10 protein-coding genes are annotated in these 11865 nt (G+C 39.5%); 1 reads left to right on the top strand and 9 read right to left on the bottom strand.

The window, feature by feature from the left end; all coding sequences use genetic code 11:
- Nucleotides 1-128: 128 nt before the first annotated feature.
- From B5771_RS20665 to B5771_RS20655, 3 genes are all read right to left on the bottom strand, one after another.
- Nucleotides 129-914, bottom strand: coding sequence for a DUF169 domain-containing protein (locus B5771_RS20665; protein WP_242966914.1), 786 nt, complete (start codon nt 912-914; stop codon nt 129-131).
- Nucleotides 915-1008: 94 nt separating this feature from the next.
- Nucleotides 1009-1965 (bottom strand): sulfite exporter TauE/SafE family protein, encoded by a 957-nt coding sequence (locus B5771_RS20660; RefSeq protein WP_088189210.1) that lies wholly within the window; start codon nt 1963-1965, stop codon nt 1009-1011.
- 31 nt (nt 1966-1996) lie between these two features.
- Nucleotides 1997-2404, bottom strand: a complete 408-nt coding sequence (locus B5771_RS20655; protein ID WP_088189209.1) for a hypothetical protein — start codon at nt 2402-2404, stop codon at nt 1997-1999.
- Between the two features lie 487 nt (nt 2405-2891).
- On the opposite strand from B5771_RS20655, the gene B5771_RS24415 reads away from it, so the two are divergent.
- Nucleotides 2892-3050 carry a hypothetical protein gene (locus B5771_RS24415; RefSeq protein WP_172408330.1) on the top strand — a complete coding sequence of 53 codons (159 nt, stop codon included), beginning with the start codon at nt 2892-2894 and terminating at the stop codon, nt 3048-3050.
- Between the two features lie 64 nt (nt 3051-3114).
- On the opposite strand, the gene B5771_RS20650 is transcribed toward B5771_RS24415, so the two are convergent.
- From B5771_RS20650 to B5771_RS20620, 6 genes are all read right to left on the bottom strand, one after another.
- Complete coding sequence (locus B5771_RS20650) at nt 3115-4908, bottom strand: ATP-binding protein (RefSeq protein WP_088189208.1); 1794 nt, start codon at nt 4906-4908, stop codon at nt 3115-3117.
- 460 nt (nt 4909-5368) lie between these two features.
- The gene (locus tag B5771_RS20645; protein WP_088189318.1) at nt 5369-6721 is read right to left on the bottom strand and encodes an APC family permease; all 1353 of its coding nucleotides are present in this window, start codon (nt 6719-6721) and stop codon (nt 5369-5371) included.
- A gap of 324 nt (nt 6722-7045) precedes the next feature.
- The gene (locus tag B5771_RS20635) at nt 7046-8035 is read right to left on the bottom strand and encodes a (4Fe-4S)-binding protein (protein ID WP_088189206.1); all 990 of its coding nucleotides are present in this window, start codon (nt 8033-8035) and stop codon (nt 7046-7048) included.
- Nucleotides 8036-8169: 134 nt separating this feature from the next.
- Complete coding sequence (gene nrfD, locus B5771_RS20630) at nt 8170-9393, bottom strand: NrfD/PsrC family molybdoenzyme membrane anchor subunit (RefSeq protein WP_088189205.1); 1224 nt, start codon at nt 9391-9393, stop codon at nt 8170-8172.
- A 33-nt stretch (nt 9394-9426) separates the two neighbouring features.
- A complete protein-coding gene (locus B5771_RS20625; protein ID WP_088189204.1) occupies nt 9427-10203 on the bottom strand; it encodes a 4Fe-4S dicluster domain-containing protein in 777 nt (258 codons plus the stop codon).
- Between the two features lie 13 nt (nt 10204-10216).
- The gene (locus B5771_RS20620; protein ID WP_088189203.1) at nt 10217-11788 is read right to left on the bottom strand and encodes a [FeFe] hydrogenase, group A; all 1572 of its coding nucleotides are present in this window, start codon (nt 11786-11788) and stop codon (nt 10217-10219) included.
- Nucleotides 11789-11865 lie beyond the last annotated feature (77 nt).

Below are 11865 nucleotides of genomic sequence, written 5' to 3'. Positions count from 1 at the left end.
TAATATTTTTAATAAGGCCGCAAAGAAATTTTTCTTCACGGCCTACATTGCTAGTGATAAACTATTAATTAACTATCTAAGTCTCTTTTGAAATTGTAATAATTCCCTTAATATCTTTTGGCGTTATCCTATTCTACGTCTTTAAAGCGTATCATCGGACATTTTTTGCAAGCATCTAGTCCGGGCCATTCATTACCGTTATAAGGGAAGGATGCACCTCCCATAACTTCCGTGCGATGGGCTAATTGACGTGCTACATCAAGTATTTGGTCGCCCGGGATAAAAACATTGACTTCCCCTTTTTCCGTTTTTCCAGAAGTATAACTTCCGGAACACATCGTATTCATATTAGGTTTGTGATTAAGATAGGACCATACTGAACCTCCGCAAACAGCGGAATTAACGGTATAATTGAATTGAAGCGGATGTACATGAAAAGCACCAACGAAATCATTCAGAATATGATAAGCTTGCAACGGATTGCAGACAAACATAACGACATCAGGTTCAACCGGGGTTTTGGCCAGCGGAGCAGTCATAAATTCCTTTACTTCCCCCATCGGCATACGTGGCTTACTGAGCATTACTTCTTTGGCATATTCATCGTCAACGACATATTTGAAATGACCTTTAGCTTCTTCATCAGATGGAGCTGTATAACCAAAACTGGTCAGACAATTTTCGCATAAAATATTGTTGTTATTACCTTTTAAAACGTAATTGGCCATACGGGAAGCCGCTGTAAACTGACAGAATGTCATTTTGGCAGCTGCCTTTTTTTCAGCAGGATATTTATTGGCTTCCTCTTCAGATTTAAAAAACTTAATCGCCACAGGATGATAATCAAGTTTTAACAGGCGTTCAAACAATTCCTGAGCTTGCACATAGGTCATATCTGTATTGGCATTCGACAATTTAATCTTCTCCTTTCAAACTAGAAGCAGAAACTTCTCAAACATATTATAATCTTCTCTAATTATATAACCTTCTTGGTTTACTGGGGTAAGATTAAATAATTCTGAACCCAAAAGTGTGCAGGATCGTTGGGCCAAATACATAACCAATACCGATGTATGTGAGTACTACAGCCAAAAAGCCTTTAAGGTAAATACCTTTGATATACTTAGAAAGAATAGGACCGAGGTAAGATCCAACCAGAATGCCGATTAATTCAAAGCCAACCATCGGTAAATCCAGTTTGCTTCCCATACGGAGATAATTACTAATACTAGTCAGAGAGGAAATTACGATGGACATGGTTGATGTACCTGCAACGATGAACATTGGGAAACCAAGAGCACTGCTCAGGAATGGTACGAGAAGGAATCCGCCCCCAACGCCGAGCGCAGCTGAGATAATGGCAACAAAAACTCCAGCCAGGAAAGGAGCAATTGTATTATAACGGAAAGTTTCTCCGGCAAAGGTAAAGGTGTTTTTGATGCCCATTTCGCTGAAGTTAACGCCAATTTCCTTAATCTCGCTCATTTTTCCGGCTGCTTTCAGCTCTTTAACTTTTGCTTCAAATGCTTTAGTTGCCTTTTTTACTTTTTGTTGTTTTTCCCGGAATTTTGGAGTCATTTCATACCACATACGGCCAGCAATAACGAAGGTGATCAAACCAAAGACCGGCTGATAAGAGGCCATTTCCTTTAGATAAGTGTGGGAAAGCCAAGAACCAAGCAATGCTCCGATGATACCGCCCACTCCTAAACTTACAGCTGCGGGAATTACGAGGCGTCTTTCACGCAAATATAATGGCGTAGAGATGATTGGGCTAACCAACGTGAGAATCTGGTTCATAGGTTTAATTACATTAGCTTTTTTCATTCCAAAGATAGTTATGTGTCCTACACCGGCCAAAATCCCGCCAGCTGCTCCAATGGTCGAAAATACGAATCCGACAAATGCCATCCAGATAATAACGACGATAGGGTTTACTGTAACACCCGCAATATGAAAGAACATTTCTTTGCACCTCCAAAAATTCTTATCCTGCTTATCGAGTTACAGGATGAGCCTGAACACTGCCGGAAAACTTGCGCAGCAACCGGCGACCAACATAGTAAGCAATCATTACTAACGGATACCAAACAATCACAGAGACCTGATTGCCGATCACGGGTAAAGTAAAGGGCAACGTAAAGTACGGCAGCCATAAACTTATGAATCCCATGATAAAGAAGTGGGGGATCAGAACACCAATGCCGTCAAGAAAAGACCAAGCCAAGTATTCACAGAACATCTCGTTTAGTTCCCTTTGCAGCAGCGTGTACATGTCCTTGTTATCATGTTCATAAGCTAAAGAAGCTAATTCTCGGTATTCTACCATCCTGGCCATTAGTTTATCTTGTTTTTTACGGTGAGGGTGTAATACTTTATCAATAATTCCAAACCCAGCCAACATAAAAACACCTCACTTTTTAGGACAAATTTGCTCTTCCCCTAAACTTCGCAGACTAGTTAAAATCCTATCCATCTACCCGGGCATCAACCTCCTTTTGTAATATCTTAAGCTTGTGTATATTATAACAAGATATTATACCCCCATATGTCTGACATGTGACCAAAAAGATGTTAGCTTCATGACATTATTATTGTCGTGAAGACGACATCTTTTTTACCATCACAACTAACGTAGTATCAAAGAACTCTGTAGAGGACTTTATTTTAAAACCGATTGTATTATTTATTAGTAGACAATTTCCATTTTTTCCAAGAGCATCATATCTTATGGTGTAACTGGTAAAGGAGGAAATAATAATGGCATTAGGAACAGGTTTTGCTGGTGGTTGTGGAACAGGATTTGGTGCAGGAATTGCTATCGTTGTTGTAATTATTCTTCTGCTTATAGCAATGGGTATCGTATTTTAATTCTGAAAGGAGATAAAATAATGTACGGATATGGTATGGGTGGATATGGTATGAGTGGTTACGGTGTTGGCGGAGCATGCTGCGCTCCGGCCACAGGCTATGGTGTTGGTCGCTGTCTAGGCGTAGGAATTATCGCTATAGCAACGTTAATTCTAATTGCTTTAGGCGTTATCTTCTAGAAATACAGAGCAGGCTATCATCCGTAAAAGATGATAGCCTGCTGCTCATTTTACCTGACTTCTGTTATACGACGCTTTGCTCTAGTCCTCTTGTCTCAGTTGGAACGGAAAAAGATATAATAAATTTCGTACCTTGTGGCCCAGTATCAATATCTATCTTAGCTTTATGGGTTTCGGCTATTTTAAAACATGTTGCTAATCCAAGTCCTGTACCATGTTCCTTGGTCGTGAAGAAAGGAGTTCCCACCTTAGTTAAATCGTCTTTGGGAATACCGCTTCCCTCATCTTCGACAGTAAATACAACTTGATTCCCTTTTAAAAACGTCCTAATCTTCAACCTCCCTCGATCCTTCATTGCTTCAAGGCCATTACGTACTAGATTTAGAACCATCTGTGTAATTTCCTTCTTATTAAGTAACAGATTTGGAATATCGCCTGGGATATATTCAATTTGTTTATTCTGATTAAATGTATCGGCTTCTAATAAAGGATACAAGCTAAAAAGAACATCGTTTAGATTCTGAAGCTCTAGTTTAGTCTGTTTTGTTCTGGCAAGTGATAGAAATTCAGATATTATTGAATTAGCTCGATCAAGTTCTGAAATCATTAACTCAAAGATTTGTTTTTGAGAACTATATTCTGGTTTTTCTTCTAGTAATTGCAGATAACCCCTAACAGTCGTCATCGGGTTTCTAATCTCATGTCCAATTCCTGCTGCCATTTGACCAACAAGGTTTAAACGGTCTAGTCTGGCAATTTCCTTCTCCCCAACCTTACGGCTGGTAATATCCCGAAAATAACATGTTAGTCCGTGTTGTACCGGGTATGCACTTATCTCTAACCACTTGTTGCCCAAGTTTTCAGAAATTACCTCAAAATGAACAGTCTCTTTTTGTATCATCACATGTTGATAATTCTCCATGGCTATTTGATTAACCTCAAATACCTCGGTTAACTTCTTACCTAACAACTCGTTACGTGATCTACCGAAAATACTTTCGGCAGCTGAATTTACAAATGAAATTTGCCAATTTTCATTAATCGCGAAAAAACAATCTGTCATGCTATCTAGAATCGACTGTTTTTCATTAACATATTCTTTTATTTTAGAATAGACTGGGTTTAACTCAGGCAGCAATTGAAGATCCAAATTAGGTTTTTCAGATACAATTTCGAAAGCAAAATTACTAACTTCTTTACTTAATTGAGTAAATAGTTTTCTTAATACGACTAATATACCTCCCATGATAAATAATCCGACAATTAATATTTCGATAGCATTAGTAATAATTTCTACGTACATATCGTGTAAATTTACATTAACCCACGTATGACCAATAATAATTCCATTTTTATCAAAAACAGGACTAGTATAGTTCAAAATAGGACTTCCCCACGACACTGAAGAACTTACTTTTGTTAAAATCGGTTTTCCTGTTTCATAAACTACAAAGAATGGCTGACTATGTGATATGGATATAAGCTTATCCGAGCTAAAATTCGGTTCAATCGCAAGATTATGATCCAATTTTATTGAATAAAAACCTGCACCGAGTGACGGATAGTCTTTTAAGACATCATCCACAATTGGTTGAAGTACAGTATTTAAAACTCGCACCTCCTCTTCGACAGGTTTATTCAGTGCTCCTTTGGCACGTAATATATTATCATAAGACTGATTCAATCGGCTTCCCAGTATAGAAGAGACTATGTATAACTGTCTTTCATATTCCAATTGTCTTATTTTTGCTGTTCTATAGCTTGTTATTATAATTACAAATGTAATTAAACCAAATAGAATTGCTGAAGTCAAAAAGAAAATTCTTTGTGTAATACTTGATTTTTTTCTGAAACTCATTATAAAAATGATTCCTTTCTCTTCAGAAAATATCGATTAATTTGCTCAAAATTTCTTTCAATTTGTTTAATTTAGTTGTCCTTAACGAATTGCTATTACATTATAAAGATCAACTCGAAATCTCTCTGAAGATTGAGATGCTTTAGATAAAATACCACCTTTCCTCTGAATTATTGTTATATTAACTTCTATCTAATTATTATAATACTTCAGATGTACAAAAAATGGCGAAAATTATAATCCAATCAGGTCAAATACTCGTGTTTTATGGTAAATCTATGGTGATAAACAAAGTTAACAATGTCGGCTGCAGGAGAGCTACAATGACATTTTAAACATTTTAAATACAAGAGCCTTGCTCCTAGGAATAAATTTTCCTTAAGAAACAAGGCCCTTACTAGTCATAATAATGCTTTAATTTTTGAATTAAAACATAAAGGTTGTAACCATTTACATATATTTACTTTTCTTTCTTATTAACAATCATTCCAATAACCATAATTACTGCGAAAATAATAAGATAATAGGGAATTTCCTTGCTATGAGCATAACATGCAGCAATCACCATAAAGATGCAAGCTAATACTGCGAGTGACGGCATAAAGAAGCGTTTAAAAAAGCCGAGGGATTTTTCCTTCGCCATCATCATGACGAAAATCGGAATATACATTGCATAAATCGTAACAATGGGTAGTTCAGAGCTATCAAAGCTAAAGGGGCCAAACCAGGAGACCGGCACCAAATTTGCGCCAAAGAAATAAAGAAGCCAGGCAGCACTTAGCAAAAGACCAAAAATTGAAGAGTTTGTCGGCATATTCGTATTTGGGTCAATACTTTTAAGAACTTCAGGCTTTGGCCCCATATTTCTGGCGGCCAAAGAATACAAACCGCGTGTACAGCCTAGCATCAGACCGTTTAGTGTTCCGAGACAAGAAATAACAACAAAAACAAAAAGAACAACACCGCCGGCGTTTGAGAAAACAGTGGCGAACGCTAATTTCGCGCCCTGTTCGCCGCCTTTCATCATAACACTGTTGCTTACAGCGCCTGCAAGACCCGTATAATATAATATATAAAGTAAGACCACGAAGATTGTTCCAAAGGTAAGAGCTATAGGTAAGTTCTTTTTGGCATTTTTAAGCTCGGCATTAATACTCGTCGCAATAATCCATCCTTCGTAAGCGAAGGCAGTAGCGACGACTGCGGTAAATAAAGGATTGCTGGTTGTAACCTTAGCGATGGGACCACTTGTAAAATTACTTATTAAAATTCCGTTTTTAAGACCAACGATCGTTCCAAAGAGAGCCATTAGAACCAAAGGAATAATTTTAATTACTGTCGTGGAGACCTGGAATTTACCGGCAAGTTTTGGTGAGAGAGCATTTAAAGCATAGCTTGCAACGAGAAAAAAGCCCGAAATTGACATAGCTTCTCCACCTGTGATATTCCAGCCTAAGAGAACACAGGCATATCTCGCAGAAACCCAAGCCAGAACTGAGGTAAGCGTAGGATAATAGATCGTTGCCATAAACCATCCGACAAAATATCCATACTTACTCCCGAGCGCAACTTCAGCGTAATCAACAAGACCATTCACTTTCTCGTATCGCGTCGCCATAATTGCAAAAACATAAGCGCAGACGACCATAATGATACCGCCTATAACCCAGGCCAATATTCCCAGGGGAAGGTTGCCGCCCGTTGCAACGAGAATCTTTTCCGCTTTAAAGAACACACCACTGCCAATGACAATACCGATAACCATTGCGATTGCGGTCAAAAGACCATATTTCTTTTCCAAGACATTTTCCAATTGTTTATCACCCTTTCTGTCTACTATATAATATATAACAGTAACCATATATTTTTCGACAAAGAATTAAATTTCCCTTTAAATATATCTCAAATCCCTAAAATTTAATGCTTTATTTTAAAAGGATTGGAATCGTATACATCGAAGGAGGACTCTATCCCTCCTGAAGTTTACGAAGGACCCACCCTCATTTATAGAAGTGAGGGCATTAAAAACTGGATAAAAAAAGCTCCTAAGAAAGAGACTTATCAGGAGTTCAGGTTTAACAGGTATGAAAATCAGTATCTTGGTGCTGCAAAGCTGTTCGCAGAAAGTTAATTTATCTCACTGACTAATATCAATCGCTGCAACAGGTTGTGACAAACAATCGATACACAATGGCGGCTCTAAGCTGTCAAATACTCGCTTGCCACACCGGGAGCAAAACCGTCGCTTTCCATGGTGTATCAGAATTTTACCCGCCAGTAAACGATAAGTTATCGATTTAACTTCCATACTTAATGCTTTAGAGGAACATATATCAATACATCGCTGACAGCGGACACATTTAATGGGTTCATAAATCAAAGACAGTTGTTCAGCATCTTCCCTTTTCGTCAAAGCTCCTTGAGGACAAATCGTTGGACATTCCCCACAATCTGAACAATTTTCACTTACATTTATAACCGGCAGCGGGAGTGCATGAACCTCAGACGTTCTGGATTTCCAGGTTTCGTCCAAGAACTTTCTTGTTTTTGGAATAAGATACATTTCATCAGAATTGGTCTTCGCAAAGATTGCTTCGAATCTCTCGCGGCCAACGTCCCGCCAACTCATTTCCTCGTTATGGATTTCATCAGGCGCGACTTTAATCCATAGATGAGGATGATCTTTCCAGGCAGTATGCAGTTCATTAAAAATTTGCACGCTTGTCCCACAAGCTTTTTTATCGGGACAATCTCCACATGCCCCGGTGAATATCTTCACTTCCTTCTCTCGAGCATATATCATGAGAGTCATCCATAAATCGCGATCAATAATTCCCAGACAAGGAATTTCGTGACCCGCTGGAACTGCTTGCGGACAGTTTAAAATAATTTCCTCTGAATTTTGAATATATTCATAGAGCTTATCGAAGCTGCGGAAGACAAACCCATCGCTTGGACAGACGGTCATACAAATGCCGCATTCTGTACAGCGTTTGGCCTCAAGTTCAAAATATAAGGAAATAGCTTGATGAGGACAGGAGTCGATACACAAACGACAAATATTAACTGAAGCTTTTTTACTATTGAGACAATTATTGTAATTAAATACTATTCGACTATTATTCATCTTTAAACACCTCTTTTCTGCAATGATTTATGCATTAAATTAGGGGTTGTTCAGCAACCCCTAATTTAACTGCATCTTAAAATGAGCAATATCAGTATAATCAATAGTTCGACTTTGACTGAAGCTCAAGGCGATTATTTTGCAGTGACGGCATAATCACCATTTTCAGTCGTAGTACCTTCAACGGCTTCTGTTCCACGATGTTCAATAATATTGAAGTTTTCAACGATGAACAGATATGCTAAACAAGCTATAGAGACTAATCCTAAGCTGACAATAAACTCGGTCCAAGCAGGGAAATAGTGACCGCCGTGTTGGTTCAGATATTTTGCCATTCCCGTGAACACGACGTCAAATCTGTTCAAGATTACTCCGGCAACATCCAGTATACCAAACCACAGTAATCCTTTCCGCGTACTGGACAAGGAACTGAAGGCTATAATTATGGGGATTGTAACACCAAAGATCAGCTCGGTGAGGAACATAATACTAGGCAGATCAAAAGCAAAAGCATTGGCAAAAGTACCTTTAACAGCCATATCCACGATCTTTAAGATTAGATATAAGATCATTGCTCCGCCTGAAATTCTGACCAGCCCTCTGAGAACAGGGATTTCAACTTTGTGATTAAATGCCTTTCCGGCTAGACTACTCTCAATAACAATCATGCCTGCTCCGACAAAAAATGATGATAACAAGAAGAACGGCGGCAGTAAGACCGACCACCAAAGCGGATTCTCTTTACCAACCATTATGTAAAACAGTTCACCCAGTGATGATTGGTGCAGTGTGGGCAAAGTAATACCAACGATCAGCAATACAGGCATTGCTTTTTTAAGGAATTTGTGTAAGCCTTTAAACACTTTCTCTGTTGCTACTTCACAAAATTCTAAGATTTGAATCACTGTATAACAGGAAACGCACCAGAAAACTTCAAACAAAACGCTGGTATGTCCCCATGATACATAGGGTCTCCAGAAGTTGAACCACTGTCCTACTTCAATTAACAAACCAAGTACGACGACAATATAACCTAATAATGAGGTCAACATGGTACTTCTTGCTATTGGATAAAACTTATCCCGGCGTAAAACGTATACTATAAGGCATGTTCCATATCCGCCGCCTGCCAGAGCTACCCCTAACAGTACATCAAAAGCAATCCACAGCCCCCAAGGCCATTGGTCATTAAGATTGGTAGTAGCTCCTAAGCCAAAGATAAAACGCACCAGGATTACGGCTATGGCTGCGACCGCTATGGCTAGAAACACTAATCTCATGGGGGTTAATCTAAATCTCCATCTGAGACTGTGATGTTTTTTTCCTGGTTCTTTTTCGAACGTGGTGACCATATCCATAATATCCCCTCCATTCATTTTTAATTTCTCAGATTACTCCAAAGGTTCCTTATTTTTATTGTTATAAATATATAATCCTGCTAAGACAGCTGCCCAGGTACCTCCAACAAAAGGTGTAAGTTTCATATATCCTTCTGTGTAAGAAGGCAGAGACTTGGTGGTTACATCCGTCCTGAATCTCAACTGTTCAAACGGCACGTCTGAAATATACAGCCAGGATGTTCCACCTGCTTCTTTTTCACCAAAAACTCGGTCGACATAACCATTAGCTTTGATTCTTTTTTTAGCTTCGGCCAGTAATTGATCTCTATCCCCAAAGGTAATAGCTCCTGTCGGGCATACTGAGGTGCATGCCGTTTCCTGATTATTGGTAACTCGTGATGGACACATCTGACATTTGCTTACTCCGGGAATAGCTTTTTTCCATTCGTATCTCAATATGTCAAATGGGCAGGCCATCATACAATAACGGCAGCCAACGCACAGCTTCTGATCATAAACAACCGGTCCCTCAGGAAGCTTCTTTAATGCTTTTGAGAAACAAGCTGAGGCACATGCAGGATCTACACAATGTAAACATTGTGTTTTCACGTATCGTCCGACAGGCGAGCCGTTTTTCTTCACATCATAACGATTTATTGACGTCCATTCATCAGGCCATAAGCCTTTGTTAGGTTCCTTGGCTCTGTCTTCAGCCGTTTTGTTTTTTTCCTGTGGATCCCATCCCAGTTCATTCCACAATTTGCAGGCGACCGAACAGCTTTCACAGCCGATACATTTGGGTATATCTACCAGTATTCCTTTTGACATCTTCTTTCACCTCCTACATATTCTCTGATTTTTTAGCAATAAATTCTGAAGCCCGGGAAATATAAGTGGTATGCAGCAGTTCCTCTGCTTTTTCGCTCATCGGAGCGGTTAAGAAATCTGCATAGACTTCCTTGATTTGAGGATTATCGTAACTGTTGCGAAGTTTTGCATTAGCATCAATTTGATATAACGATGCAGCACGTCTATTTCGAACGTCATCAGAAGGAGGAGCAGATGCACGCGGTTGTCCGCCGCCATATTCGCAGCCCCCGGGACAAGCCATTACTTCAATGAAATCCCACGGAGCATTACCCGCTTTAATTTGATCCATAACCTTTCTGGCATTAGCCAAACCGGAAATTACAGCAACTCTCATATTTCCAATCCCAGGAATATTGATTGTCGCATCTTTTACACCCTGCATTCCTCTTACAGGTGTTAGATCCCAAAGTGCTGAAGGCGGCTGTTGCCCAGTTACAAGATAATAAGCAGAACGAGCTGCAGCTTCCATGACACCGCCGGTGGTACCAAAGATTGCTCCTGCACCTGTGCCGGTACCCATCAGCTGATCATACTGACCATCAGGCAGATTAGCAAAATCGATACCAGCTCTCTTGATCATTCTGGCAAGTTCTCTGGTTGTTAGAACAACATCAACATCAGGTGTAACGTTTTTGTCTTTTAGTTCTTTCTGAGCCGAAACCATTTCAGGACGCTGACATTCAAATTTCTTAGCTGTACAAGGCATGATAGCTACTGAAAAGATCTTTTGGGGATCTACCTTCTTCATTTCAGCATAATAGGTTTTCATCAGAGTTCCTTCCATCTGCATAGGAGACTTCGCTGATGATAAATTAGGAATAAGTTCAGGATAAAAATATTCGACAAACTTAACCCAACCAGGGCAACATGAGGTAAGTTGAGGCAGAGGCTTTTTCAATTCGCCTTGAACCCGTTTAACAAGTTCTGTTCCCTCTTCCATAATTGTCAAGTCAGCAGTGAAGTTCGTATCAAATATTACATCAAAACCTAATTTTCTTAAGGCTGCAACTTGTTTGCCCTGAACATTCGTTCCAACAGGCATGCCAAATTCTTCACCAAGACCAATACGTGTTGCAGGCGCAGTCTGGACGACAACTGTGACTTTCGGATCTGCAAGTGCTTTAAAGACTTTATCGGTTTCATCTCGTTCTGTTATTGCTCCCGAAGGACACCATTGGGTACACTGTCCGCAATTGACACAAACAAATTCATTTTTAATTGGCAGCTCATAATTACCAAACACAGATTGAACTTTCTCACATACTTCAAGACATTGTCCACAAAGAATACACTTTTGGTCGTCTCGGACAATTGAAGGATTTAGCGGATCAATGGGAACCCGGCCGCGAACATTGGTTGGCCAGCTGCCTGGTGCATTGTATTGAGCCGGCATCCAACCTTTTCCACCGGCAGCACTATCGGCTGTAGCCACTTCGCCGCATCCCGCCAAGCTTAGTGTAACACCAGTTAAACTTGCTCCTCCAACAAATTTGAGGAAAGAACGTCTGGACAATTTTTTTACTTGCCCTGCTTTGCTTGCCATGTGTTCTACCACCTTTTTGTAACTCTCTTCTTTTTTGTAAACCTTTGAAAATTAGTAAATCAATCATCCCAGCTCTT

The organism is Desulfosporosinus sp. FKA, assembly GCF_002196785.1.
Taxonomy (GTDB): Bacteria; Bacillota; Desulfitobacteriia; order Desulfitobacteriales; family Desulfitobacteriaceae; genus Desulfosporosinus; species Desulfosporosinus acididurans.
The sequence above is the reverse complement of the archived record's forward strand: the minus strand, read 5'-3'. Positions and strand labels throughout refer to the sequence as shown.

What these genes read in the sequence shown, in the direction of transcription:
- B5771_RS20660 (WP_088189210.1), bottom strand. Translation starts at nt 1,965, where the DNA reads ATGTTCTTTCATATTGCGGGTGTTACAGTAAACCCTATCGTCGTTATT.
- B5771_RS20655 (WP_088189209.1), bottom strand. Translation starts at nt 2,404, where the DNA reads ATGTTGGCTGGGTTTGGAATTATTGATAAAGTATTACACCCTCACCGT.
- B5771_RS24415 (WP_172408330.1), top strand. Translation starts at nt 2,892, where the DNA reads ATGTACGGATATGGTATGGGTGGATATGGTATGAGTGGTTACGGTGTT.
- B5771_RS20650 (WP_088189208.1), bottom strand. Translation starts at nt 4,908, where the DNA reads ATGAGTTTCAGAAAAAAATCAAGTATTACACAAAGAATTTTCTTTTTG.
- B5771_RS20635 (WP_088189206.1), bottom strand. Translation starts at nt 8,035, where the DNA reads ATGAATAATAGTCGAATAGTATTTAATTACAATAATTGTCTCAATAGT.
- nrfD (WP_088189205.1), bottom strand. Translation starts at nt 9,393, where the DNA reads ATGGATATGGTCACCACGTTCGAAAAAGAACCAGGAAAAAAACATCAC.
- B5771_RS20625 (WP_088189204.1), bottom strand. Translation starts at nt 10,203, where the DNA reads ATGTCAAAAGGAATACTGGTAGATATACCCAAATGTATCGGCTGTGAA.
- B5771_RS20620 (WP_088189203.1), bottom strand. Translation starts at nt 11,788, where the DNA reads ATGGCAAGCAAAGCAGGGCAAGTAAAAAAATTGTCCAGACGTTCTTTC.